Annotated in this window: 18 protein-coding genes; 12 read left to right on the top strand and 6 right to left on the bottom strand. The window is 69.1% G+C overall.

Annotated features, from left to right (window positions below; all coding sequences use genetic code 11):
- Nucleotides 1-312 precede the first annotated feature (312 nt).
- The 4 genes from ENSA5_RS14620 (at nt 313) to ENSA5_RS14605 (ending at nt 3,572) form a co-directional block, all read left to right on the top strand.
- Nucleotides 313-678 carry a helix-turn-helix domain-containing protein gene (locus ENSA5_RS14620; RefSeq protein ID WP_106392274.1) on the top strand — a complete coding sequence of 122 codons (366 nt, stop codon included), beginning with the start codon at nt 313-315 and terminating at the stop codon, nt 676-678.
- A 31-nt stretch (nt 679-709) separates the two neighbouring features.
- Nucleotides 710-1,591, top strand: a complete 882-nt coding sequence (locus tag ENSA5_RS39185) for a hypothetical protein (RefSeq protein ID WP_258182853.1) — start codon at nt 710-712, stop codon at nt 1,589-1,591.
- Nucleotides 1,592-2,173: 582 nt separating this feature from the next.
- A complete protein-coding gene (locus ENSA5_RS14610) occupies nt 2,174-2,380 on the top strand; it encodes a helix-turn-helix domain-containing protein (protein WP_258182852.1) in 207 nt (68 codons plus the stop codon).
- A gap of 46 nt (nt 2,381-2,426) precedes the next feature.
- Nucleotides 2,427-3,572 carry a tyrosine-type recombinase/integrase gene (locus ENSA5_RS14605; protein ID WP_258182851.1) on the top strand — a complete coding sequence of 382 codons (1,146 nt, stop codon included), beginning with the start codon at nt 2,427-2,429 and terminating at the stop codon, nt 3,570-3,572.
- Nucleotides 3,573-3,584: 12 nt separating this feature from the next.
- On the opposite strand, the gene ENSA5_RS14600 is transcribed toward ENSA5_RS14605, so the two are convergent.
- Nucleotides 3,585-5,327: a carbohydrate-binding domain-containing protein gene (locus ENSA5_RS14600; protein WP_106392271.1), complete on the bottom strand. Its 1,743-nt coding sequence runs from the start codon at nt 5,325-5,327 to the stop codon at nt 3,585-3,587.
- 599 nt (nt 5,328-5,926) lie between these two features.
- On the opposite strand from ENSA5_RS14600, the gene ENSA5_RS14595 reads away from it, so the two are divergent.
- Genes ENSA5_RS14595 through ENSA5_RS14585 form a run of 3 tightly spaced genes read left to right on the top strand, consistent with a single transcriptional unit; the run spans nt 5,927 to nt 9,509 of the window.
- Complete coding sequence (locus ENSA5_RS14595; RefSeq protein ID WP_181197754.1) at nt 5,927-7,570, top strand: alpha/beta hydrolase; 1,644 nt, start codon at nt 5,927-5,929, stop codon at nt 7,568-7,570.
- Entirely contained in the window at nt 7,567-8,325 is a 759-nt protein-coding gene (locus ENSA5_RS14590) for an ABC transporter ATP-binding protein (RefSeq protein ID WP_106392269.1), read from the top strand. Before ENSA5_RS14595 ends, ENSA5_RS14590 begins: the two co-directional genes overlap by 4 nt.
- Nucleotides 8,322-9,509: an ABC transporter permease gene (locus ENSA5_RS14585; RefSeq protein ID WP_106392268.1), complete on the top strand. Its 1,188-nt coding sequence runs from the start codon at nt 8,322-8,324 to the stop codon at nt 9,507-9,509. Before ENSA5_RS14590 ends, ENSA5_RS14585 begins: the two co-directional genes overlap by 4 nt.
- Before the next feature lie 463 nt (nt 9,510-9,972).
- Here the strand turns inward: ENSA5_RS14585 and ENSA5_RS14580 are convergent, their stop codons facing one another.
- The 3 genes from ENSA5_RS14580 to ENSA5_RS14570 all read right to left on the bottom strand — a co-directional run bounded on the left by ENSA5_RS14580 (nt 9,973) and on the right by ENSA5_RS14570 (nt 13,861).
- A complete protein-coding gene (locus ENSA5_RS14580; protein WP_258182850.1) occupies nt 9,973-11,199 on the bottom strand; it encodes a serine/threonine protein kinase in 1,227 nt (408 codons plus the stop codon).
- A gap of 167 nt (nt 11,200-11,366) precedes the next feature.
- Nucleotides 11,367-12,617 carry a serine/threonine-protein kinase gene (locus ENSA5_RS14575; protein WP_106392266.1) on the bottom strand — a complete coding sequence of 417 codons (1,251 nt, stop codon included), beginning with the start codon at nt 12,615-12,617 and terminating at the stop codon, nt 11,367-11,369.
- A complete protein-coding gene (locus ENSA5_RS14570) occupies nt 12,614-13,861 on the bottom strand; it encodes an FHA domain-containing serine/threonine-protein kinase (protein WP_106392265.1) in 1,248 nt (415 codons plus the stop codon). The genes ENSA5_RS14575 and ENSA5_RS14570 overlap by 4 nt, the downstream gene beginning before the upstream one ends.
- 727 nt (nt 13,862-14,588) lie before the next feature.
- On the opposite strand from ENSA5_RS14570, the gene ENSA5_RS14560 reads away from it, so the two are divergent.
- Nucleotides 14,589-15,464, top strand: coding sequence for a GON domain-containing protein (locus ENSA5_RS14560; RefSeq protein ID WP_106392263.1), 876 nt, complete (start codon nt 14,589-14,591; stop codon nt 15,462-15,464).
- Nucleotides 15,465-15,622: 158 nt separating this feature from the next.
- On the opposite strand, the gene ENSA5_RS14555 is transcribed toward ENSA5_RS14560, so the two are convergent.
- Nucleotides 15,623-16,603: an AraC family transcriptional regulator gene (locus ENSA5_RS14555; protein ID WP_181197753.1), complete on the bottom strand. Its 981-nt coding sequence runs from the start codon at nt 16,601-16,603 to the stop codon at nt 15,623-15,625.
- Between the two features lie 95 nt (nt 16,604-16,698).
- On the opposite strand from ENSA5_RS14555, the gene ENSA5_RS14550 reads away from it, so the two are divergent.
- The 3 genes from ENSA5_RS14550 to ENSA5_RS14540 all read left to right on the top strand — a co-directional run bounded on the left by ENSA5_RS14550 (nt 16,699) and on the right by ENSA5_RS14540 (nt 21,947).
- Nucleotides 16,699-19,686 (top strand): aminotransferase class III-fold pyridoxal phosphate-dependent enzyme, encoded by a 2,988-nt coding sequence (locus ENSA5_RS14550; protein WP_106392261.1) that lies wholly within the window; start codon nt 16,699-16,701, stop codon nt 19,684-19,686.
- Nucleotides 19,679-20,614 (top strand): carcinine hydrolase/isopenicillin-N N-acyltransferase family protein, encoded by a 936-nt coding sequence (locus ENSA5_RS14545; RefSeq protein WP_106392260.1) that lies wholly within the window; start codon nt 19,679-19,681, stop codon nt 20,612-20,614. The genes ENSA5_RS14550 and ENSA5_RS14545 overlap by 8 nt, the downstream gene beginning before the upstream one ends.
- A 379-nt stretch (nt 20,615-20,993) precedes the next feature.
- Nucleotides 20,994-21,947, top strand: a complete 954-nt coding sequence (locus ENSA5_RS14540; RefSeq protein ID WP_106392259.1) for a hypothetical protein — start codon at nt 20,994-20,996, stop codon at nt 21,945-21,947.
- Between the two features lie 37 nt (nt 21,948-21,984).
- Here the strand turns inward: ENSA5_RS14540 and ENSA5_RS14535 are convergent, their stop codons facing one another.
- Nucleotides 21,985-22,674, bottom strand: coding sequence for a class I SAM-dependent methyltransferase (locus ENSA5_RS14535; RefSeq protein ID WP_106392258.1), 690 nt, complete (start codon nt 22,672-22,674; stop codon nt 21,985-21,987).
- Between the two features lie 165 nt (nt 22,675-22,839).
- On the opposite strand from ENSA5_RS14535, the gene ENSA5_RS14530 reads away from it, so the two are divergent.
- Complete coding sequence (locus ENSA5_RS14530) at nt 22,840-24,093, top strand: aminotransferase class III-fold pyridoxal phosphate-dependent enzyme (protein ID WP_106392257.1); 1,254 nt, start codon at nt 22,840-22,842, stop codon at nt 24,091-24,093.
- Nucleotides 24,094-24,428: the final 335 nt, after the last annotated feature.

Raw genomic sequence — 24,428 nt, 5'->3', positions numbered from 1 at the left:
ACAGGGCCGGAGGACACTCTATCAGTGCCCCGCGACGGTTGCAACGCGCATGTTTCCGTGTGGAGAGGCGGCGGATGCTCACGGCGGTGGTCGAAGTCCGCGACCGACATCGATGTCGATGCCGACCTGACCGGATGTCGGTCGGAGTAACGAGCACCTCGATCGTTATGGCGCAAGCAGAGCCGAGTTCGGGCTGTCAGAGAGTTTGAACTGCTTTGCGACCGGCCACCAAAGTATGGAGATCGGTTGGTGACTCGCTGAACCATCGACGAACACTTGTCGGTAGGACTTGGGCTACTTCGATCGGCGCCCATGGCAGAGCGAAAGCGCAAGCGAGAGCCAGACGCCGAGGACCAACGATTTGGTCGACACATCCGTTCGCTTCGTCGGGCCCGAGGCATGACTCAAGAGGTCCTCGCGGAGAAATCGCGGCTGGCCGCGGACACGATCCGGCGTCTCGAGCATGGGTCGTTCTCGCCGTCGCTCGATACGCTGCGCAAGGCATGCAATGGGCTCGGGATCCGGATCTCGACGTTGTTCGAGAGCTTCGAAATCGGTGAGCGCGACGTCGGTCGGGAGCTCGTCGATGCACTGTCAGGGCTCACCGAGCGCGAGCTAGCGATCGTGGCGGGTATCGTCCGCACTCTGCGGGACTTCAGGGGCGGCGAAGATGGCTAGCCCGCACGTGGCCCGGCCCGGACTCCGATTGATGTCCGGCGACGACTACGACGACCTCGCGGAGGCGGTGTTGCGTGGGGGGATCGACGGGGATGGGAGGCTCGACGGACCGCAGGAGCGGTTCACGGTTAGGCTGAGCTCCTGGGACTCCATGACGAAGGCTCTACTCGTGAGACTCGTGGTCGAAGCTGGCTCTCTTCGACGTGCGTTGCTCAGCGTGGGTATTCAATCGATAGAACTCGTCGATGCCTGGGCACGCGGCGCCATGTCAGGAATGTCTGCGAGCGTAACCTGGCTGGCAGAGCAGCCCGTGGTGACAACATCGGAGCCTCGGGTTCTCACGCGCTCGATGCGTGCTCGCCGGGGCGACGACTATGCTGACCTCGCCGAGCACGCCAGTTGTCTGGGCCTGGTTGGCGACGGTGCACTCGACTCCGCACGGCTGCGCGGTCGTTACCAGGTCGAACGTGGGCCATGGTTGCTGATGCTCGGGGATTTGCTCGGCGCGGTCGTTGCGGATGCTGGCTCCGTCGAGAGGGCAGCCTTGGTCCTCGCTGTACCCCCGGCCATTCTGATCGAGTGGGTCCGCTGGTTCGTGTCTCGGGGATCGATCGACGCTGCGAGTTCGCGGTGGCCGATCGCTCTTCCCGGAGATCAGGTCGATGAGATGGCCTACGCCGATCTCCTTGAAGCGGTCGAGCGTGGAGCTGTTGGTGGCGAGAACGAGCTCGACCCGCCCAGTGTCCGTGCCGTGTACGAGGTCCGAATCGACAGCTGGGAGCGTATGGAGGCGGACTTGCTGGGTCAGATCGTCGCGGATGCTGGTTCGATCCGGCGTGCGTCGAAGCTGATCGACATGCCGCGATCGACTCTGGGCGCGAGGCTCGCCCGAGCGCGACGCAGGCGACCATGAGCTGCACCCCACCCACCGGTTCGACCTGTACGCCGGTGTTTGTTCGTGTCCACGGGATCGCCCCCGAAGTACGGGGCGGTGTTCGAGCACCGCACGGGGTTGGTGTTGGCGAGCAGAACCCAGGCTCGAGTCGCCGTTCCACCTCGCGCCGACGATTCGAACCACAACCCAAGAATGGTCTGCCGCCAGACGGCGGCGGTGGGTTTTCGTGGGGAACCTACCCGTTTCGGCCCTTCGCCAGACATTCTTGGTGGTGAACATCAGAAAAGTCGTTTTCACGTATGTAGAGGGGGTATTGGAGGCCGAATTCGTATATGGGGACGGTTCGTGTGGAAATCGGTTTGGGCGTTAATGTGGAAAATCGGAAACGGCAATTCACTCCGTACTAACTGTTCGTTTTCGCGGAGTGATTGAGTTCCACACGGCCTCCACACGGACCAAAAAAAACCGCGTCTCAACCGTGCGACCCACGCGCACTCAGCGTGAGTCTCCGCGCCGCGGTGCTACGCCGAAACCCATTGGCGATGGACTTGCCTCCGGCCGCTCACGCAGCGGCCAGAGCACTCACGGATGAGGTGCCCAGTGCGTAGCGAAGAAGCGATCGAAATTCTCACGGCCGACCAGCTCGCCGAGCTCCTCGGCGTCAACCGCAAGACGATCTACGAGGCCGCGAGCCGCAGCGAGATCCCACACCGCCGGCTGGGCCGACGCCTGATCTTCGAGCGGGGTGCTGTGCTACGTTGGCTTCGCCAAGACGCGCTATCGGAGGAGAACACCGATGAGCGTTAGGAAACGAACCTGGCGGGACAAGCATGGCCGCCAACACACACGCTGGATGATCCACGTGCACCACACCTGGCCTGACGGCCGCAAGCAGTCCATCCGCAAGGTCTCCCCCGTGCAAACCAGGCGCGGCGCCGAGGCTTACGAGCGGGAGGTCCGCAAGCTGCTGGCGTCCGGCTCGTGGCAGGAAGGAGATCGCAAGCAGACCCCGACCCTCGAGGGCTTCGCCGAGGAGTTCCTCGCGTACCAAAAGACCCTCAACAAGCCGTCCGAGCTGGCGAACAAGGAGATGATCCTCCGCGTTCACCTGCTCCCGGTCTTCGGCAAGCGCCGGCTCGACAAGATCGACGAGCGGGCGATCGACGCCTACAAGGTCGAGAAGCTCGAACAGGTGACGAGGCGGGGCAAGCCCTACAACCCCAACACCGTCAACAAGCACCTCAAGCTGCTCGCGCGCATCCTCCGAGTCGCGCGCAAGTGGAAGCTGATCTCGGACGTCCCCGAGGTCGGCCTGCTCAAGTCGCGCAAGACCGACTTCGACTTCCTCACCTTCGAGGAAGCCGAGGCGTTCATCGCCGCGGCGAAGCAGCACACCCCGCACTGGCACCCCTTCGTGGTCGTGGCTCTGCGAACTGGCCTGCGGGTCGGCGAGCTCATCGCGCTACGTTGGCGTGAAGACATCGATCTCGCTCGCGGTCGCGTGACCGTGCAGCAGTCCTACAACCCGCACAACGGCTTCACGTCGACGAAGAACGACAAGATCCGCGAGCTCCCGCTGACGTGGGACGCGATCGCGGCCCTCGAAGCCCAGCGCGAGCTCGTCGACGCCGACAGTGAGCTCGTGTTCCCCGGAGCGGACGGCGAAGTCCTGTCCGCGAACAAGACCAACGAGGTCCTCGCGGAGATCTCCGAGGCCGCCGGCATCCGCCGGATCCACAATCACTGCACGCGTCACAGCTTCGCAAGCCACGCGGTCATGCGCGGGATCCCGATCCGCCAGGTCCAGGAGTGGCTCGGTCACGGCTCGATCGTCGTGACGATGAGGTACGCGCACCTGGCCCGAGGTCTGGGCGACGAACTGATCCGTCGTCTTGCCCCTCAGCCAGCTGCAGACCTGCAGCACACTGACAACCCACAGAATTCGGACCCCTCCGAATTCCCACCCCTACACCCCTCTAACAACCCGATCCTACACTGATCCCAGACCCTGCTAGAGCGTCACGGCAGTGACCGCGGATGAGAGGGACACCGTGTCCACGAGTATGGTCCCGCTGAGCGTCTCGCCGTCGGCCGTGCTCTGCGTCACCGTCCCCCCTTCGTAGAGGGAGACGTCGGTGCCGACCGAGAGCCACGGCGCCGAGATGACGAGGGACTGGAACGCCTTGCTCGGCTCCACCGCCAGCGCCTCGGTGCCGTTGTCGAGCCCGACGGCGGTCCCGGCCGCCTGCGCCGACGAGAAGGTGATCGCTACCGTTGGCTGGGTCGAGGACACGCTCGGCGTCTGGGCCATCCGCCCGGCGGCGCCCGAGGCGAGGAGCACGCCGCCCATGATCACGAAGTCACCGTTGTAATCGATGGCCCCCTGCTCGGGCCGCGTCCCGGGCGTCGGGCCGCTGATGGTGAGGCACCCACCGGTCATGAGGATCGACCCGTTCGAGTCGATGCCGTCGTTGCCCGACGTGACCGTGACCAGGCCGCCGTTGAACACGATGTCATAGGGATCAGGGTCCGACTCCACACCGTTCGGGTCGTCGCCGTCACCCGAGAGGTTGAAGCCGTCGTCTGTGGCCGTGACGTCGATCGTGCCGCCGCTGACGACGAGGTCGCCTGAAACGGACTCGATCCCTTCGTAGCTCTGGGGCACGGTGATCTCACCACCGTTGATCGTCAGCGTGAACTCGGCATGGACGGCGTCGTCAGCCGTGGCGATCTCGACGGTCCCGCCGTTCAAGACCACGTCGCCATCGGAGTGGACGCCGTCGTCGGAGGCGTCGATGGTGAGCTCGCCCGCGTCCACGACCACGAGCGCGCCTGCCTCGAGCCCCTTCGTCGAGGTCTCGTCGTCGGGCGTGAGCGAGGCGCCACCGCCGGACCGGAGCGAGAGCGCGCCGCCCGTGACGAGCGCGTCGGTCTCGGCCGTGACGGTGTCGCCATCGGCATTGACCGTGATCGTCCCGCCCGCGATGAGCAGGTAGCCGAGTTCGGCGTCCTCGTCCTCGTCGGACGCGAGCCCGTCACCGCCCGCCGTCACGTCGAGCGTGCCGCCACGGATGACGAGGTAGTCCTTGCCACGGATGCCCTCGTCGGGGGCCGTGACCGTGATGTCGCCGTCGCGGATCACCAGCCCGTCTTTGCTCGTGATCCCGTCTTCGAAGCTGGCGGTGACCGTGAGCGAGCCGCTGCCGCCGATCGACAGGTCGTCGTCGCTCCAGACGGCCGCGTTCTGCTCGGCGTCTGTGGGGTAAGTGGACCCGTCGGCGACGGTGTTGGCCGTTCCCTCTGCGAGGATCAGGGCGACCCTGTCGGCTTGGTCCACGCGGATGCCAGAATCGGACGAACTGGTGATCGACGCGCCAGCGAGCACGATCTGGACGACGCCCTCGTCGACGGAGTCCACGACGAGCTGGCCGTCGCTCAGCGTCCCACTCACGACGTAGGTGCCCGGCGCGGTGACGGTGATCGTGCTCCCGCTGGCGCTCGCCCCCGATCCGGTGACGGTCGCTGACGTGCCAGCGAGGGCGATGATGGTGGCCGAGGTGCTGTCGTAGCTGTAGTCGTCGAGGTCCTCGTGGTCGGCGACGTTGTCAGCCAAGGCGTCGGCGACCGTGAAGGGGTCGGCGTTGACGCTGTCGGCATCACACGCGAGGGCGGTCAGCGGGAGGTCGACTTCGGTGATGTCGCAGGCGCTGACCAAGAAGAGGAGGGCGAGTGAGGTGGGTACATACCGGGTCATTCGATGTCCTTGGTTGCGCTGTGGTCCCGCGCCTGCTTCCGCGACGCAGGGGGCGTTCGGGAGTCAAATTTTGCAGCATGCGTGCCAGTGGAGCGCGCGAGTGAGGACCAAGCTTTGGCCGTTCGGATCCCTGTCTTGCCTGCGGGAACCGCAGTTGTCGGTGCGGTACTCGTATTGGTGAGGCTCGCGCCCGAGGTCGACGAATGCACTCTTCATGGAGTAGCTAGCAGCCCGGGGTGCAATGCCTCGCGCCCCCTCGCTTGGCCTTTTCGCCGAGGGCTTTGTCGCCAAAACTTCCAGTACGCCCGGTACAGCGGCGTTTTGGCTTCGCGCCCTCGGCGAAATTTCCGGCGCGAGGCGACACGATGCATTGCACCCCGGGCTGCTAGGGTGGGTCTCCCGGGGCGACGGCGCGGACGTACCGCGTGCCCGCAGTCCGATCGGACTTTCACGGCGGGCAGCTCAAACCGGCAGCGGCGGGGTCTGCACCGACTCGTGACCCACGCTCGCGTGGCTCGGCGCAGACTGGGCCGCAGGTCGCGCGCGTGTCTGCCGTGCGAGTCAGCATGAGGGCTGCGCCGTGGTACCTTCCCGCGTTCATGTGCCCGTCCGCACGAGCCCGGTGGTTCGCCGCGCGTCATCTGGTGGCCGGGGCGGTCGGGTTGGTCCTCTCGGCTGTGGGCTGCGCTTCGTCATCCGAGGGCGGCGAGGCCGAGGCCACGATCCTGCTCTCACGCTGCGAGGGCGTAGGGGTCGCCGAGCTCCAGTGCGGCGTCCTGCGCGTGGAGGAGAACCGCGAGCAGCCAAACGGGCACCAGATCGAGCTCGAGATCGTGGTCGCGCCATCGACGTCGCGCACGCCCGCGAGCGATCCGGTGTTCTTCCTCGCCGGGGGACCGGGGCAGGGGGCGGCCGCGCTCGCGCCGATGATCGTGTCGAGGTTCGACGCGATCCGCCGCGAGCGCGACATGGTCTTCGTCGACCTGCGCGGGACCGGCGGCTCGGGGCCGCTGCGCTGCGACGTCGAAGATCCCGACGACCTCGGCGAGCTGCTCGGCGCGAGCTTCGACGTGACCAAGCTCGACGGCTGCGTGGCCGAGTTCGCCGCCGCGGGCGTCGACCCGACCCAGTACACGACCGCGGCGATGATCGACGACCTCGATGAGGTCCGCGCCGGGCTCGGCTACGGGCAGGTCAACCTCCTGGGGATCTCCTACGGGACCCTGGCCGCGCAGGTCTACATGCGCCGCCACGCTTCGCGGGTCCGCAGCGCGGTGCTCGACGGCGTGGTCCCGACCGACAGCTCGGTCTCGCTCGCGATGCCTTCGAACTTCGAGCGCGCGCTGAAGCTGGCGTTCGCCGACTGCCGCGAAGATCGAGGGTGCGCGGCCGCCTACCCCGGGCTCGAGCGCAAGCTCGCCCAGGTCCTGCGCGACCTCGACGAGAACCGGGCGCTCGAGGCCTTCAACCACCCGCGCACAGGGGCGCCCACGCGCGTCGAGATCTCGCGCGAGGGCTTCGTCCACGTGCTCGGGGGGACGCTCTACTCGAGCCAGTTCGCCGCCCTGGTCCCGCTGCTGATCGAGCGGGCCTACGTGGGCGACTGGGGCCCGGTCGCGGCGGTGGCCCTGCGCACGGCCCAACAGTCCAAGACCGTGAGCACGGGGCTGTACCTGTCGGTCGCCTGCGCCGAGGAGCTCGCGGGGGTCGACGAGGCCGCCCGGCGCGAGGCCACGGCCGGGCTCGAGTTCTTCGATGACCACCCGCTCGAGCAGCTCGAGCAGGCCTGCGCGCGCTGGCCCCACGCCGAGATCGACGCCGGGTTCCACGAGCCGATCAGCTCCGACGTGCCGACGCTGCTGTTGTCGGGTCGCTACGATCCGGTGACGCCGCCGAAGCTGGCCGAGCAGCTCGCGGAGCGGCTCGGCGACGCGCGCCACGTCACCGTCGACGCGGTCAGCCATGGCGTGTGGCACAACGGCTGCGCGCCCGAGCTGATCGCCGACTTCTTCGCCGCCCCCGACCCCGCGGCGCTCGACTCGAGCTGCCTCGATGGGCTCGCGCGGCCGGGCGTGTTCTTGTCGCCGAATGGGCCGTGGACGATCGCTAAGGGGCAGGGCGCCGACGCGCCGGTCCTCGACGCCGAGCCCGAGTCCGACGCCGAGTCCGACGCCGAGGCCGACTCCAACTCCGGCAGCGCCCTCGCCCAGGGCGAGCCGCTCGGGGGGAGGGCTGAGCCATGATCGTCGCCGAGGGCCTGCGCAAGCGCTTTGGCGAGCTCGTCGCCGTCGCCGAGGTCTCGCTGCGCGCCGAGGACGGCCAGATCACCGGGCTGCTCGGGCCCAACGGGGCAGGAAAGACGACGACCCTGCGCCTGCTCTACGGGTTGATGAAGCCCGACCACGGGACCGTGCAGATCGACGAGGTCGACGTGGTCGCGGCGCCGCTCGCAGCCCAGGCCAGGGTCGGGGTCCTGCCCGACGCCCACGGTCTGTACCCGCGGCTGTCGGCGCGCGAGCACGTGCGCTACTTCGGCGAGCTCCAGGGCCTGCGCGGCGACGCGCTCGAGCAGCGCATCTCGACCCTCGTCGAGCGCCTCGACATGCGCGGGATCGTCGATCGCCGGGCCCAGGGCTTCTCGCAGGGCGAGCGTATGAAGGTCTCGCTCGCGCGCGCGCTCGTCCACGGGCCCAACAACGTGATCCTCGACGAGCCGACCAACGGCCTCGACGTGATGAGCACCCGGGCGATGCGCAAGCTGATCCGCGGGCTGCGCGACGAGGGCAAGTGCGTGTTGTTCTCGAGCCACGTCATGCAAGAGGTCTCGGCCCTGTGCGACGTGATCGTGATCGTCGCCGACGGGCGCGTGGTCGCGCGCGGGACCCCCGACGAGCTGCGCGAGCTCAGCGGCCACCGCGATCTCGAAGACGCCTTCGTCAAGCTCACGGGCGTCGAGAGCGTCGAGTCGCTGAGCGCGGCGGGGGGGCAGGCTCCGTGAGCGCGCTTTCGTCGTGGCTGCGGGCGATGCGGATCGTGCTGCGCAAGGAGCTGCTCGACGGCGTCCGCGATCGTCGGGCGCTGTTTTCGGCCCTGCTCTACCCCCTGCTTGGGCCGCTGCTCTCGGGCCTGCTGTTCGGGTTCATGGCCGACAAGCAGCGCGACGCGGCCGAGGTCCCGGTCCCGATCGTCGGCCAGGAGCGCGCGCCCGAGCTCGTCGGCTGGCTCGAGGGCCACGGCGTCGAGCTCGTCGACGCGCCCGAAGATCCGCGCGCGGCCGTGAGCGAGGGCGAGGTCCCCTTCGTGCTCAGCGTGCCCGAGGGCTTCGGCGAGAACCTCGCGAGGGGCACGCCCGCGCAGCTCGAGCTGATCGTCGACGGCTCGCGCAACGACAGCCGCGCCGCGGTCGGCCACATTCAGAGGCTGCTCGAGTACTACGGCCACGACATCGCCAGTCGGCGCCTGCTCGCGCGCGGGATCGATCCCGAGGTCGTGCGCCCGGTCGTCGTCGCGCAGGTCGAGGTCGCCTCCGAGCAGGAGCTCGCGGCCAGCGTGTTCGCGTTCGTGCCGATGTTCGTGCTCATGGCGACCTTCATCGGCGGCATGCAGCTGGCCGTCGACGCGACCGCGGGCGAGCGCGAGCGCGGTTCGCTCGAGCCGCTGCTGCTCAACCCCGTGCCGCGCTCGGCGATCGTCGTCGGCAAGTGGCTCGCGGCGGTCGTGTTCGCGCTCGGCTGCGTGATCTTGACCCTGCTGTGCTGCGTGTTCGTGCTCGAGTACACGCCCGTGCGCGATCTCGGGCTGAGCCTGGATCTGACGGCGCTGGCGCTGGTCGGCGTGCTGCTCGCGGCCGCCCCGATGGCGCTGATGGCGAGCGCGCTGCAGATCCTGGTCGCAAGTTTCGCGCGCTCGTTCAAGGAGGCCCAGACCTATATCTCGCTGCTGGTGTTCGTGCCGATGGTGCCCGCGCTGATCGGCATGATGACCGGGCTCGAGCGCACGATTGGCGCGCTGCTGATCCCCGGCGTCGGCCAGCAGATCGTCGTCGAGCGAGTGTTCGGGGGCGAGGCCGTCGGCGCCCTCGACTTCGTCCTGCCGATGCTCTCGGCGATCGCCGTCGCGGCCGCGTGCGTGTGGCTGACGGCGTGGATGTTCAGGCGCGAGTCGGTCGTGTTCGGGCGCTGAACATCGGCCCCATCGGTCAGGCCCAGTCAGTCAGGCCCAGTCGGTCAGGCCCGCCGCGGTCGAGGCAGCAAGGGCGCCTTGGGCCGGCGGCGCTTGACGGCTCGCGACCACGTGCGCGGCTGCGGAGGCGGGCTCGTGGGCGGGCTCGCCGGGCTCGACGGCGGGGTCGGGAGCTCGAGGATCGCGTTGGCTTGCTTGGTCGAGGACATCGTGCTGACCGGGGACCCGGGTCGGTGCGGGGCACCGGCCGACCGTCGATGAGGGAGTCGACGAGTTCGCATCCAGACGGGTCCTCCGGCGATGTGAATGACACGTCGAGGGATGGTGCTACCCGAGGGCTCAAACACGAGTATCCCGAACTCGAGATTTTCGCAATGCGCGTCCACGTGCAAAGCGGGCTCACGACCGCGCGTTTACTGGGGCAATCATCGTCGCGCAAACCGACGCCATGGAGCCAGCCAGCTCATGGATACTCGATCGTCATCGTCAGTCGCCCGGCCTTGATCGTGGTCCCGGCTGGGAGCCGCAGCGGCTGGTTGGCGTCGACGCCGTCGACCGTGACGCCGCCAAAGGGCTCGACCGGGGTGAGCACGGCCTCGGTCCCGCGTCCGCCCCAGTGGAGCACCGCTTGGGCGCGGTTGGTGCCGTCGCTCGCGGTCTGGATCAGGCAGGCGTCGCTGGTGCCGATCTTCTGCTTGCCCGGGATGATGAACTCGAGCTCTCGGGTGCCGCGCGCGTCGTGGATGTGCAGGACCGCCGCGACGGGCGTCTCGAACTCGCGGCGGAGGATCGACGCGAGCTGCCGCGCGACCACTCCACCCGTGGCCGGGCGCTGGTCCGGCGCTTTTTGCAGCATCCAGTGGCACAGCTGCATCAGGCGCTTGGGCAGCTGCTTGCGACAGTTGCGGTAGCGATCGAGGGGCACGAGGTCGCGCTTGACGTGGGCCGAGAGCCACTCGAGGGGCTCGTCGAGCAGGCGCTCGCGGATCGCGTTGCACGGCTCCTTGGCGAACAGCGGCATGTGGGCCGAGAGCAGCTCGTAGAGCACGATCCCGAGGCTGTAGACGTCGCTGGCCGGGACCAGCTCGGAGCCGAGGACCTGCTCGGGCTGGCTGTAGTGCGGGGTCCCGACCAGCATGTGACCCATGGTCGCGGTGATGCCCATCGTGGTGCCCGGATCCCAACCGCGCGCGAGGCCGAAGTCGATGACCTTGCAGGTGCCGTCGGGCAGGATCCAGAGGTTCTCGGGCTTGATGTCGCGGTGGACGATGCCCATCTGGTGGGCCTCGTCGAGGCCGACGCAGGCCTCGTAGATCAGCCTGCACGCGCGGACTGGGTCCATCGGCTCGTGGAAGTAGTGGACCTCGAGCAGGTCCGCGCCCTCGAGTAGCTCCATGAGCATGTACCAGCGCTCGTCCTGGCCCATGCCGTGATCGAGGATCCGGACCACGTGGGGGTTGGTCAGCGACTCGAGGATTCGGATCTCGCGGAGCGCCCGCAAGGCGGTGGCCTCGCTCTCGACTGGGGTGCGCGAGAGCTTGAGCGCGACGGGCTCCGGGTGACCGGGGGCGCGGACCTTGTAGACCCGCGCGAAGGTCCCTGTTCCGAGTTCGGCGAGGATCTCGAACTCCTCATAGCGGTCTCCTGGGGCGAGGTCGGGGTCCATCGACGCGGCTCGAAGCGGGGGCACAAAGAGAATGCAGGATCGTGGGCCGTCGCGCTCGCGGCTGCCACGAGTGCCAGCAGTACCACGCGAGGAGCGGGTCCTGGAACGGCTGAGTCGGGCTCCGCGCGCGGATGGGCGCAGCCGCCGAGGCCCTCGACTACGAAGCTCGGTGGCGCTCGATTCCAAGCGTTCTAGGAGCGGGGATAGTGCATGCGCATGCTCAGCGCACCGAGCTCGATCCGCGCGCCCGCGGCGAGCTGCACGGGTCCGGCGAGCACTTGTCCGTTGACGGAGCACATGCCAGCTTCGACGGGGGTGAGGGTGGCCTCGGTGCCTGGGCCGAGCCAGTCGAGCTTGGCGATGACCCGCGCCTCGCCCCGGGCGGCCGCTCCGCCGATGCCCTTCAGGGCGATCGTCCCGGTCTGCTCGCCGATCGTGTGACTGCCCGGGACCACGATCTCCGAGCAGTGCTCGAGGTCGAGGGTCGCGGCGACCAAGATCGCGTACTCCTCGTGGAGGATCTCGGCGAGCATGCGGGCCGCGACGCCGCCGGTCGCCGGGCGCTGCTCGGGATCCTTCATCAGCATCGCGTGGACCACGGCGCGGGCTTCGTCGCTGATCGCCCGACCCTGGGGGTGGCGCTCGAGCGGGACCAGCTCCTTTTTGACGTGGGCGCCGAGCCAGCGGATCGGCTTGTGGGACAGGCGCAGGACCACGCTGGCCCAGGGCTCGTCGGGGAAGTAGGGCACGCGCCCGGTCAGGAGCTCGTAGAGCACCACGCCGAGGCTGTAGACATCGCTGGCCGGGGTCAGCACGCCCGACTCGACCTGCTCGGGCTGGGCGTAGTGAGGGGTCCCGATCAGCATGTGGCCGACCGTGGCCTGCTCGCCGACGGTCACGCTGGGATCCCAGGCCCGGGCGAGCCCGAAGTCGATGACCTTGAGCAGATCTCGGCTGCCGCGGGACGGCCCAGCCTTGGACCGACAGATCCACAGGTTCTCGGGTTTGACGTCGCGGTGGACGATGCCCTGGCGGTGGGCCTCGTCGAGCCCGACGCAGGCCTGGTAGACCAGCGAGAACGCGCGCTCGGGCAGCATCGGGTAGTCGAAGTCGTGGAGCTCGAGCAAGGTGCTGCCCTCGAGCAGCTCCATGACCATGTACCAGCGCTCGTCGGAGCCCATCCCGTGATCGAGGATGTGGACGACGTGGGGGTTGTGCAGGGACTGCAGCGCCCGGATCTCGCGCAGCGCCCGGATCGCGGTGATCTCGGAGTCGAGCGGGACGCGTGAGATCTTGAGCGCGACCACGCGATCGCCAAAGCTCGGGTGGCGAGCCGCGAACACTCGGGCGTAGCTGCCGCGGCCGAGGACCGCGAGGATCTCGAACTGGTCGTAGTGGTCGCCCCGGCGCAGGTCGAGCTCTTCGATGATCGCTTGAGTCATGACGGTGCCCCGGACGAGCCCGGTTGAGGATAGGCGAGGGCCATCCGGGTCCCGGCGACGTCGAAGTAGGTGCCGGGGACCAAGAGCACGGGGCGCTCGAGCAGATGGCCGTTGACCCAGACCGTGCCGTGGGGCTCGACCGGGGATAGCACGGCCTCGTGTCCGGGCCCGAGCCAGCGCAAGCTCGCGTGGGCCCGTGCCGGGCCGCCGCTGGCGATCTCGATCGTGCAGCTCTCGGTGTTGCCGAGCGTGAAGCCGCCGGGGACGAGCAGCTGGCTGGGGTTGGACCCGTCGGGTCGAGCGCTGCGCAGCATCGCGGCGACCTCGGTGTTGAAGATCGTATGGAGGATCCAGGCGAGGTGCTCGGCCGCGGCGCCGCCTCGCGTCGGGCGCAGCGCCGGGTCCTTGGCCAGCATCCAGTGGACGACGCGGCGCAGCTCGGCGGGCAGGCGCGCGCCGGCCGGGTAGCGGTCGATCGGGACCAGCTCGTTCTTGACGTGGGCCGACAGCCAGCCGAGGGGGTTGTCGCGGAGGCGCTCGCGCGCGCGGTTGAGGGGCTCGTCGGCGAACAGCGGGTTGTGGGCGCACAGCAGCTCGTAGAGCACCGTCCCGAGGCTGTAGACGTCGCTCGAGGCGACGAGCTTGCCGCTGTGGACCTGCTCGGGCTGGGCGTAGTGCGGGGTCCCGATCAGCATGTGGCCGACGGTCGCGTCGGTGCCCATCGTCGAGCCCGGATCCCAGGCTCGGGCAAGCCCGAAGTCGATGATCTTGCAGGCGCCCGAGCCCGCGGTGATCCAGATGTTCTCGGGCTTGACGTCGCGGTGGACGATGCCCATCTCGTGGGCCTCGTCGAGCCCGACGCAGGCCTCGTAGATCATCCGGGTCGCTCGGACCGGGTCCATCGGCGCGGCGAAGTCGTGGTGCTCGAGCAGCGTGGCGCCCTCGAGCAGCTCCATGACCATGAACCAGCGCTCGTCCTCGCCCATCCCGTTGTCGAGGATGTGGACGACGTAGGGGTTGCGCAGGTTCTGGAGGATGCTGATCTCTCTGAGCGCGCGCACGGCCGTGGCCTCGTCGGTCAGCGGCGCGCGCGAGAGCTTGAGCGCGACCGGAGCCTCGAACGCGGGCGAGCGGGCGGCGAACACCCGCGCGAAGCTGCCCTGGCCGAGGGCCGCGAGGATCTCGAACTCGCCGTAGTGGTCGCCCGGGGACAGGTCGAGTTCTTCGATGATCGCCGGTTTCATGGGCCGTGGCCGGCCCGACCATAACTCAGGGGCACAGGGGGGCCCAACCTCCCCATTCACGCCCGCTCGGGCCGAAGCCACCCCTTCCTCTCGCCGTCGGCCACCCGAGCGCGGGGAGCTTGCGAGTGATGTGAAGGCCGCCCGGGTGACCAACGAAATTTTGTCACCGCGAACGCAACGCGAACAACTTCGACACCGCCAGCTTGGGTCGGCGCCAGTGAGCTCGGCGAGCGGCGAGACCCGGAGCATGAAGGTGCCGCGGGTCTCGGTCGCGACCTCGCCGACGAGAAGATCAGAGCTGGGCTCGGGCTCGGGGGGGGTTGGATACACGCGGCAAGAACTGGGACCAGCGTGTCGTGCGCAATGTGGGGCGAGCTGGCTGTTCTTTGCGCTATCTGTGTGACGACATCAAGCCGCCGCTGTGGTAGGCCCGCCTCCGTGCCCCCGAGCCTGAGAAGACCGCGACACGCAACGATTCGGCTCCCGACCGTCGAGACCATGGAGCGATGGCTCTGCCCCGGTGGCGTCGTCGAGGATGTCACCCCCTCGGTCTCGACTGCGTGTCAACGGTGCTGATACCAGGCCGAAAATAGACATTCGGCTGCAGACCAATCCTAGGACCAAACACATGCATACCAAACGACTGGTTTCTCTTCCCCTCTTTGCGACTGTCCTCGTGACGACTTGCTCGTTGGCGATTGCGGCCTGTGGCTCCGAGCCCGAATCGATGGACGGCGAGACCGAGACCTCCGGCGACGGCGACGGCGACGGCGACGGCGATCCCGGCGACGGCGACGGCGACCCCGCGGAGACCTGCATGCCCGACTCGTGCGACGTCAACGCGACCTGCGACGACAGCTCGGGCATGATCGAGTGCACCTGCAACGAGGGCTGGGAGGGCGACGGCCTCGCTTGCGGCGACGTCGACGAGTGCGCCGAGCAGATCGACGACTGCGCTGGCATATGCACCAACGAAGAGGGCGGGTTCAGCTGTACGACAACTGAGACCTGCGCCGACGTCTTGGCCGCGCTGCCGGACGCCACCGATGGCGAGTACGAGCTGTTTCACAAGGGGGATTCGGCCCTCGGGTGGGTCGCCTACTGCCACGACATGGCCGGGACCCCGACCGAGTACCTGACCCTGACTTCGCTCGGGCCCGACTTGAATTTCTCCCAGTACACGGCCGGCGGGGGGGCGCCGGGGACGGACGTCCGGACCAACTACGAGCGCCTGCGCATCGACCCGCTGACCCTCGAGGTCGACATCGACGATCAGACCTTCTCGAACTCGGTTGGATCGGTCATGCACGGCGACCTCGAGGTCACGAGCCTGTCCTACGCCGTGGCGATCGGCTGCGAGAGCGACGTCGACAACGGCCTCGCCAACATCGATCTGCAGGGGACTCCCTTCGCCGTGACCGGTGAGTTTTGTCAAGGCGGCTTCCAGCCCCTCGGCGGAGCGACGAAGAGCATGAACGACCAGGTCGTCGACCTCACGGGCGGCGGCTTTTGTGGCTGGACGACCCCCACCGCCGATCCCTGCCCGGGAGAGCCGCAGACCGGGACCACGGGCGCGCGCTTGCAGCTCGGCTTCGCTCCCTGAGCGGACGCGTCATCACAGCCCGGCGGTCGAGCCGAAGCGGTCGTCGTAGGTCGGCTCGCAGTCGGACCGCTGGGCTGGATGACCTGGTCGACGGACGCTCCGGCCACGCCGTCGGCCCCGCGACATCGCCGCGACATCGCCGCGGCCCTAACCGAGGCTCAGAGCGGGCCCAATTTTTGATACTCGCTCGGCGTCATCCCCATGTGCCGCGCGAAGGCGCGCGAGAACGAGGGGTGATCGGCGAAGCCGACGCTGAGGGCGACCTCCAAGATCGGCATCTGCGTGGTTCGCAGCTTGCGGGCCGCGTGGCACAGCCTCAAGGTCCGCAGGTAGGCCCCTGGCGTCATCCCGACGACCTGCGAGAACTGGCGCAGGAAGTGATACTTCGACAGCCCCGCGACCTCCGCGAGCTCGTCGAGGGTCACGTTGTTGGCCCCGGTCTCGGTCTCGAGGTTGCGGATGTACTCGACGGAGCGAGCGATCTTGCGGTGGCCGACGCGGTTGGTTGAGCGCAGCATCGGCTGGCGGAGGTTGGAGAACTCCTCGAACGCGAGGACCACGACCTCGTGGAGGGCCGCGTCGATCGAGAGATCGGGCTCGGCGTCGGCGGGCGCGGTGTCGTGCGCGTCTGGCTCGGCGCCGAGCTTGATGCTGGTCTCCAAGAGGGTCTCTGGCAGCTCGATCTCGGGGTCGGGCGGGGTCCGGCTGTGAGGGAACAGGCGCTTGCCCTGCTGCTCGCGGACGAGGCTGAGCAGATCGACGAGCCGGGCGATGAGCTCGGGCTGGGGCCCGGCCTTGACCACGGTGAACTCGGGCGTGGAGGTGGGCGCGCCGAGCTCGGCGGCGAGGCCCTCGACGACCTCGCGGTCGACGTAGAGGCTGAGGTACTCGAGCTCGTCGTTGGCGGTTTGGTTGCCGGTGTGGACCTGCTGCGGGTTGATGAGCACGACGTCGCCGGGCGAGAAGCGCTGGGTCTTGCCGCTGACCTGGCACTCTTCTTCGCCCTTGATCTGGGCGCAGATCAGGTACTCGTCGTGGAAGTGGGGGCTCAGGGGCAGGGCCGAGTTGGGCCCCCAGGCGTGGTAGAGCGTGAACCCCGACCCACCGTAGAACGCCGCGCGGAGGTCGAGGCGAGCCATGGCCTGTACCTTACCCAAATCTCGCCCGGCTACCAGCGCAGTCCATCGCAATCCCGGCATCTCGCCGGTGAAGGGGCCCCGGGTAGACTCGCGCCGTGAGCCGAGATCCCCAGCACTCCCGTGAGCTCGAGCTGCTCGAAACCCGCCAGCGTGAAGAGGCGCCGGCCGCCGACCTGCGGGTCAACCGCGAGACCTCGAGGGTCCGAATTCCCGAGCAGGGCGCGCTGCCGCGATCCGCGGCGCTGCTCGAGCGCCTCTATCACGGCGAGCTCGTGCCCCGCGAGCGCAAGCCTCAGGTCATCGACACCCGCCGCAGCTGCGGGCCCTTCATGGTCTCGGTCGACGAGCCGCCGATGGTCCTGCTCGACGCCTGCAGCCAGATCGCGACCTTGAGCCACGGCTTCGCCCACCCCGGGATCCTCGCGGGCCTGCACGAGGGTCGCTTCGACGGCTGCCTGTGGGCCAACCCCGACAGCACGGTCACGCCGTCGCCCGAGCTCGACGACTACGGCGCCTACCTGCTGAGCAAGGCCCCGGCCGGGCTCGACCACGCGACCTTCGTGTGCGCGGGCGGGGCCGAGGCCAACGAGAAGGCGCTCCGGATCGCGCGCTTGAACAGCCCCGACCCGACGCGGCGCCGGGTGCTCGCGTTCGAGGGCTCGTTCCACGGGCGCACGCTCGTCAGCCTCGGCGCGACCTCCAACCCGGCCAAGCGCAAGGGCGTGGACATGCCCGGGTTCGAGGCGATCTTTTGCCCGCGCGATCTCGACGCCCTCGCGGCGGTGCTCGGCGAGCGCGGCGGCGAGCTCTACGCGGTCATCGTCGAGCCGATGATGGCCGAGGGCGGCGACATCCACCTCGCGCGCGAATTCTTGCTCGGGGTCCGCGAGCTCAGCCGCGCGCACGGCCTGCCGCTGATCATCGACGAGGTCCAGACCGGGTTCGGGACCTCGGGCAGCTTCTTTTGGTGGACGCACCTCGGCCTCGGCGACACGCCCGAGACCGCGCCCGACCTGATCACCTGCGCCAAGAAGGCCGGGCTCGGCGTGGTCCTGTCGCGCTGGGCCGACCCCGAGCCGGCGCCGGTCAACGTCGCCTCGGCTCTGCGCGGGTTGATCCAGGCCGAGACCGCCGAGCTCCAGGCCGAGCTCGAGGCCCCGATCCGCGAGCGCCTCCACGCGCTCGCGGCCGAGTTCCCCGAGCTGGTCAGCGAGCCGCGCGTGGCCGGGACCGCCTTCGCCTTCGATCTGCCCTCGGCCAAGGAGCGCGACGCGTTCATCGGCCAACGCTTCGCCCGCGGGTTCATGACCTACCACGCGGGCGAGCGCACGATTCGCTTTCGCCTCGCCTCGTGCTGGGAGCTCAGCCACCTCGACGATCTCTTCGCTCGGGTCGCGACGGCGCTGCGCCGCCTCGACGATCCCAGCGCCGCGGTCTACGAGCGCGAGGGCGGCAAGCGCCAGCGCTTCGGTCAGCTCGACATCCGCGAGATCACCGAAGAGGACTGGGCCGAGATCATGGCCCTCGAGCAGCGCGCCTACGAGCCCGCGCGGGCCGACAGCGAGGAATTCCTGCGCGCGACCGCGGAGGCCGGGCTCGGCCTCGTCGCGCGCGACGGCGCCAGCGACGAGCTGCTCGGCTTCGTGTTCGCGGCCGGGCTCGAGCACTACGCCGAGCTCTCGGGCCCCGACCAAGATCCCAACCTCGGGACCGGCAACACCCTCTACGCCGCGGATCTGACCGTGTCCGAGGGCGCGCGCGGTCGCGGGGTCGGGCGCGCGCTCAAGAGCCGCCAGATCCAGTGGGCGCGCGAGCACGGCTACACCTTCGTCTCGGGTCGCAACCGGATCGGGCTGACGACCCAGATGGCCGCGCTCAACCGCTCGTTCGGCGCCTACACGGCCAAGGTGCTCGAGAACCAGTACGGTGGCGACGCGACGGCCGAGTACTACCGGATCCCCCTGCGCAGCCCCGCGCCCGCCAAGAAGCACGCGCGCGGCCTCGATCTGGCCTCGGGCCTCCAGGCCCCGTTCGGGCCCCGGCCGGAGTTCATGGCCACGCGTGAGCTCGTCGGGCCGACGGCCTCGCGCCTCAACCTCAGCAACTGGGCGACGCCCGACTCGGTCCACTACTTCGAGCACCTCCGGGCGATCCTCCCGCGCGGGACCGGGCACCTGTACACGACCAGCTCGCGCGACGAGCTGCTCGACAAGTCGCTGCGCTGCCTCAAGATGGCTCGGGCCGAGGCCACGATCGCGGTCGGCTTCGAGGGCGGCTACCTCGGCCACACGACCGCCTCGGCCCGCTCGCTCAGCGACCCGGCCGGGTTCGGCGAGGGCTTCGCGCTGTTCGACTGGCCCCGGATCCCGCACCCCGAGGACGTCGGCGTCGCGGCCAGCGTCGCGGCGCTGCAGGGGCTGATCGACGCGCACGGGGCCGCGAAGATCGTCGCGGTGTTCGTCGAGCTCGTCGGCGAGCGCTCGGGCCGGGTCCTGGGCAGCGAGGCCGCGCTCGCGCTCGCCAAGCTGTGCAAGACCCACGACATCCCCCTCGCTGTGGTCGAGACCGCCTCGGGCGGCTACCGCAGCGGGGCCGGGGCCTGGGGCCTCGACGGGCTCGACGCCGGCTTTTGTCCCAACCTCGTGCTCTGGTATCCGGGCGGGCAGCTCGGGCAGATCTTCATCGACTCGCGCTGGTGGAACGGGGCGCCGCTGCAGCTGATCAGCACCTGGGACGGCGACGAGCTGTCGCAGATCCGGACCCACGAGCACCTCCGCGCGGCCCATCGCCTCGAGCTCGGGCCGGCGATCAACGCCCTGCACGATCTCGCCCACGAGGCCGCGGACGCGATCGGCGAGGGCGCGCGCGTGGGCGGAATTGGGCTGTACCGGACGCTGTCGTTCGGGGATCCGAAGCGCGCCGCGGCCGTCCTCGCCACCTGCCGTGACGCGGGGCTCCTCCTCGGTCGCGGCCTGCCCGACACGCTCACGCTGGTGCCCGCCCTCGACGTCGAGCCGGCCGCGCTGCGCGGCCCAGCGCGGACGATCCTGCTCGACGCGATCTCGAGTTCGGTCGGTGGCTGAGCTCGACCTCTCGGTGATCGGCGCGCTGATCGACGGCCGCGCCGCCGCGCTCGCCCGCGCGGGCGTCGGGCTCGACGCGCTGCGCCCTCACGTCGAGCGGCTGTGCGCGGAGGCGCCGGTCGAGGCCGGCGAGCTCCTCGCGCTCGCGCAGCGTTGTGGTCGACCCCTGCACGAGCTCCTCGTCCTCGACGGCGGCCTCGCCGAGCTGCTCGGCGGCGTCGGCTTCGAGCGCTCGCTCGGGCTCTACGTCGACGGTCCAAACGGGGCCGTGCTCGCGGGCGCCTGGGCGCTGCCGGCGAGCGAGGCGGAGCAGGTCGAGCTGCGCGAGGTCCCCGTCGACGACGAGGGCACGCGCCACGCGTGGGTCTTTGGTCTGCCCGGCAGCCTCGGGCTCGCGGGCATCTCGCCCTCGGGTCACGCGGTCGTCGCCAACCTCCTGCGCCCAAATGAGGCCGGACCGGGGATTCCGGGCTCGGCGCTGCTGCGTCAGCTGCTCGGGGCCTCGGACCTCGACCAGGCCCGCGCAAGCATCGAGGCCACGCCGCTGGCCGACGGGCGCAATTGGATGCTGGCCGACGGTCGCAGCTTCTTTGGCTACGAGCAGCTGGGCGCCGAGCGGATCTTGACGCGCGTCGGCCCCAAGACCGGACACGTCCACGCCAACCACTGCTTCGATCCCTCGCTGCGCCAGCGCGAGGCCCGGCCGCGCAGCGCCCCGAGCTTTCGCCGGCTCGAGCTGGCCTCGACCCTCTACGTCATGCGCCGCCCGGACACCGCCGCGAGCGTGCTCGAGTTCCTCACCGAGGTCGAGGAGGCCGCGTTCGCCGACCCGGCTGCCCGCGCGCACACGCAGCTGGCGATCGAGCTCGAGACCGGCCGCGCGCTGTGGCGCCGCCGGGCCGGCGACCCCATCGAGCACGAGCGGTGAGCTCGGCTCTCACTCCAAGCGTGGCTCGATCGTGGGACGCCTCGCCAACGACTTCGCGGATGAGGTGGTCGAGTTGCCTAGCAGCCCGGGGTGCAATGCATCGTGTCGCCTCGCTTGGCCTTTTCGCCGAGGGCTTTGTCGCCAAAACTTGCAGTACGCCCGGTACAGCGGCCTTTTGGCTTCGCGCCCTCGGCGAACATTCCGGCGCGAGGCGACACGATGCATTGCACCCCGGGCTGCTAGAGAGCTGTTGGGGTCGCATGGCCCGGCGACGGGCCAGCGACCCGCTGACGGGCCACTCGCTGCGACGCGGTCGGTGCCAAGTCATTGTAATGACTCGACTCATTATTGGTCCGCTGATTGCGAGTGGAAGCCGCCGATGGCCCAACTCGAGCAACTCGCCAGCGCCCACGAGAGCCTCGTCGAGCTCCTGCGAAACATGCCCCGGCGCGCGCTGGCCGAGATCGTGTGCGCCGCAGTCAACGTCTCCTCGGACGACGTCGCAGAGATTTATGAGCGGACCCCGAGCGTCGAGGTCTCTGGCCTGGCCCGGGCCGCCCGCAAGGTCGCCGCCGACCTCGTGCTGGTCGTTCACACCTTGGATGGCCGGATCCTCGAAATTTGGATCTTCGAGGTTCAACTCAGCTGGGATCGCAACAAACGCTGGATCTGGGCGTTGTTGCAAGCCGCGTTCGCGGCCGAGTCTCGTACGAATGCGATGGTTGTCGTCGTCGCACCCAGCCCGCGACTTCGCGCTCGGATGCGGAGGAAGCTGGTGCCGCATGTCGCGCCACCGCTGATCCTGCTCGAGCCGGATCAGATCAAGCTAATCGACGACGCAGACGAGGCACGCCGCCGCCCGCTCGAGACGATCCTCGGCGCCGTCTACCACGCCCGCGAAGACTCCCCATTCTCCGCTCGGGTGGCCGGGATCCGGGCCGCACTGCTTGCGCTGCAGACACTCGATTCTATCAGTTGCCGGCGCTACACTGTACTCGTCATGTCGATCGCACCCACCGCTGTCGTTCAACAGGCCATGGAGGAGCTGCGCGAGCGTGGCGAGCTCGACGAAGGCCGCTTCGAGACCTTCACCGAGATGGAGCGCGAGGGCTACAGCTTCAATCACGGTCGTGAAGAGGGTCTGCACATCGGTCAGATCGTGACCCTGCGTCGGGCGGTCGTCGACATCCTCGGGCTGCGGGGCTTCGCCGTGAGCGGGGGGCAGCGCGAGCGAATCGAGACCTGCAGCGACCTCGAGACGCTCGAGCGCTGGTACGACAGGGCACGAGCGCTCGCTGTCGACGGGACCCTCGAGCAGCTCTTCGACCGCTGACGCTCGACTGGACCAGGGGCGCTAGCACCCCGGGGTGCTAGCCTCCGCCAGATTGGGCTTCGCCCCGGATCACGAGCATCGGCAGACCTTCGGCGCGCTCGACCGTCGCGTCGAGCTTGGGGACAGTAGCGATCGCGGCCCGAGCGTCGTCGAGATCGAGGCACAGGGGCACGAGGCTGTTGACGAAGAAGAGGCGGGCGAGCACCTTGGCCGGGCCCGGGACACGCCAGGTCGAGATGAACGCGTCGACGTCGGCCGGGCGACAGCCGCGATCGCCCTCGGCGACGATGAGCTGGCCGCCGGGGGTGAGGACTCGGGCACACTCGCGCAGCCCGCGAGCGGGCTCGCTCCAGTGCTTGAGCGAGCCGAGGCTGTAGACGAGGTCGAAGCTGCCGTCGTCGAAGGGCAGGTCGAGGGCCGAGCCTTCGACGAACTCGACGCGGTCGCCAACGCTCGCCCCTCGACCTTTGGCGCGCTCGATCTGCTCCGGCGAGAGGTCGAGGCCCGTGACCCTGGCCTCGGGCTCGCGCTCGGCGACTGCGAGCGTGACCTGGCCACCGCCACAGCCGACGTCGAGCACCCGGAGCCCGGGTCTCAGCTCCGGCTCGATCCAGCTCATGCAGCGCTCGTGCAGGGCACCGATCGCCCGCTCGACCAAGCTGTCGTAGATCAGCGATTCGAGCGGCGTGTAGTTGTGGAGCCCACGAAACGCCGAGAGGATCTGCATCGGGGCCCAAGGTACCAGTCATCGGACCGCGGCAGTGGCGGCGCGGGGTTGGTGAGCGCCGAGTGCCGATCAGAGCCCGCCTGCTAAGCTCCCAGCCGCGCCCGGGGCCCGCTTTGCCTCCCCCGGTCGCCAGCGAAAGCTCCAGCCCTTCACTCGAGCCCCATCATGACCGCGAACAGTCTCAGTGCACGTCAGCGTCAGCATGTGTTCTTCACCTGGTCGGCCCAGGCGCGCGCGCGGCCGCTCGAGATCATCGACGCCGAGCGGGCCCGCTTCGAGGTCGCCGGGAAGGGCTGGGTCTGGGACCTCGAGAGCCAGGTCTACAACGTCAACGTCGGCCACAAGCACGCCCACGTCCAGGCCCGGATGATCGAGCAGGTCGAGGAGCTGCCGGCCTGTGCCCCGAGCGCGGCGCTGCCGATCCGCGCCCAGCTCGGCGAGCTCCTCGTCGCGCACACGGGCATGGCCAAGGCCTTCTTGACCACCGGGGGATCCGAGGCGGTCGAGAACGCGATCAAGATCGCCCGGCTGGTCACGGGGCGAACCAAGATCCTCACCCGGCGCAGCAGCTACCACGGCGCGACCCTGGCCGTGCTCGAGATCGCTGGCGACGCGCGCAAGCGGCCCTTCGAAGCGACGATGTCCGCGGGTCTGCACATCGACGATCCCTACCCGGCGCGCGCGCCCACGCCCGAGCGAGCCTCGGATTGGCTCGAGAGCGCGCGCGAGCTGGTCGCGCGCGAGGGCGGCGAGACGATCGCCGCGATCCTGCTCGAGGGTTTTACCGGGACCAACGGGATGCAGCATCCGCCGAGCGACTTCTGGCCGGGCGTGCGGGCGCTGTGCGACGAGCATGGGATCTTGCTGATCGATGACGAGATCTTCTCGGGCTTCGGCCGGACGGGGCGGTGGTTTGCGCGGGAGCGCTTCGGCGTGGAGGTCGACATGATGACCCTCGGCAAGGGCCTGACCTCGGGCTATGCGCCGCTGGCCGGGGTGATGGTCAGCGAGGCGATCGCGCGCCGCTTTGACGATGAGGTCCTGTGGTGCGGGCTGACCCACTACGCGCACCCGGTGAGTTGTGCGGCGGCGGTCGGGAGCATTGAGGTGCTCGAGCGCGAAGGGCTGCCCGAGAACGCCGAGCGGGTTGGGCGGGTGTTGGAGCAGGGGTTCGCGGGCTTGAGCGAGCGGCACGCGATGGTGGTTGGGCAGCGTGGGTTCGGGTTGATGCGCGCGCTCGAGCTCGATCGTAGCGCGCAGGAGTTGGTCGAGCGCGCGTGGGAGCTCGGGGTGTATCTGCCCTCGCGGGGGCCGATGGTGTGGGTCTGCCCGCCGCTTTGCCTGCGCGAGGAGGAGGCCGAGACGATCCTGGGCCTGCTCGATCAGGCGCTGGCGCGGTCATCCGAAGGTCTCCAATGAGCTCGTCGATTGTCGTGAACGAGCCGCGTGTCATGCGCAGTTGCCCGTCTCGGCCCAGGTCATCGTCGTCGAGCGCACAGCGCTTGATTCAGGGCTGCTAGCAGCCCGTGGTGTAATGCATCGTGTCGCCTCGCGCCGGAATTTTCGCGGAGGGCGACAAAGCCCTCGGCGAAAAGGCCAAGCGAGGCGGCGCGAGGGATTGCACCACGGGCTGCTAGGCTTCGCGTCTTGGCTCTGACGCGTCGTCAACTATCCCTGAGCCTCGCGCTCTCCCCCGTCCTCGGTCTGTGGCCGCGGGTCGGCCACGCGCGCGCCCCCCGGGTGCTGATCGTCGG

It is taken from the genome of Enhygromyxa salina, from assembly GCF_002994615.1.
GTDB classification, from domain to species: Bacteria; Myxococcota_A; Polyangia; order Nannocystales; family Nannocystaceae; genus Plesiocystis; species Plesiocystis salina_A.
The sequence above is the reverse complement of the archived record's forward strand: the minus strand, read 5'-3'. Positions and strand labels throughout refer to the sequence as shown.

What these genes read in the sequence shown, in the direction of transcription:
- ENSA5_RS14620 (WP_106392274.1), top strand. Translation starts at nt 313, where the DNA reads ATGGCAGAGCGAAAGCGCAAGCGAGAGCCAGACGCCGAGGACCAACGA.
- ENSA5_RS39185 (WP_258182853.1), top strand. Translation starts at nt 710, where the DNA reads ATGTCCGGCGACGACTACGACGACCTCGCGGAGGCGGTGTTGCGTGGG.
- ENSA5_RS14605 (WP_258182851.1), top strand. Translation starts at nt 2,427, where the DNA reads ATGATCCACGTGCACCACACCTGGCCTGACGGCCGCAAGCAGTCCATC.
- ENSA5_RS14600 (WP_106392271.1), bottom strand. Translation starts at nt 5,327, where the DNA reads ATGACCCGGTATGTACCCACCTCACTCGCCCTCCTCTTCTTGGTCAGC.
- ENSA5_RS14595 (WP_181197754.1), top strand. Translation starts at nt 5,927, where the DNA reads ATGTGCCCGTCCGCACGAGCCCGGTGGTTCGCCGCGCGTCATCTGGTG.
- ENSA5_RS14590 (WP_106392269.1), top strand. Translation starts at nt 7,567, where the DNA reads ATGATCGTCGCCGAGGGCCTGCGCAAGCGCTTTGGCGAGCTCGTCGCC.
- ENSA5_RS14575 (WP_106392266.1), bottom strand. Translation starts at nt 12,617, where the DNA reads ATGACTCAAGCGATCATCGAAGAGCTCGACCTGCGCCGGGGCGACCAC.
- ENSA5_RS14570 (WP_106392265.1), bottom strand. Translation starts at nt 13,861, where the DNA reads ATGAAACCGGCGATCATCGAAGAACTCGACCTGTCCCCGGGCGACCAC.
- ENSA5_RS14560 (WP_106392263.1), top strand. Translation starts at nt 14,589, where the DNA reads ATGGACGGCGAGACCGAGACCTCCGGCGACGGCGACGGCGACGGCGAC.
- ENSA5_RS14555 (WP_181197753.1), bottom strand. Translation starts at nt 16,603, where the DNA reads ATGGCTCGCCTCGACCTCCGCGCGGCGTTCTACGGTGGGTCGGGGTTC.
- ENSA5_RS14540 (WP_106392259.1), top strand. Translation starts at nt 20,994, where the DNA reads ATGGCCCAACTCGAGCAACTCGCCAGCGCCCACGAGAGCCTCGTCGAG.
- ENSA5_RS14535 (WP_106392258.1), bottom strand. Translation starts at nt 22,674, where the DNA reads ATGCAGATCCTCTCGGCGTTTCGTGGGCTCCACAACTACACGCCGCTC.
- ENSA5_RS14530 (WP_106392257.1), top strand. Translation starts at nt 22,840, where the DNA reads ATGACCGCGAACAGTCTCAGTGCACGTCAGCGTCAGCATGTGTTCTTC.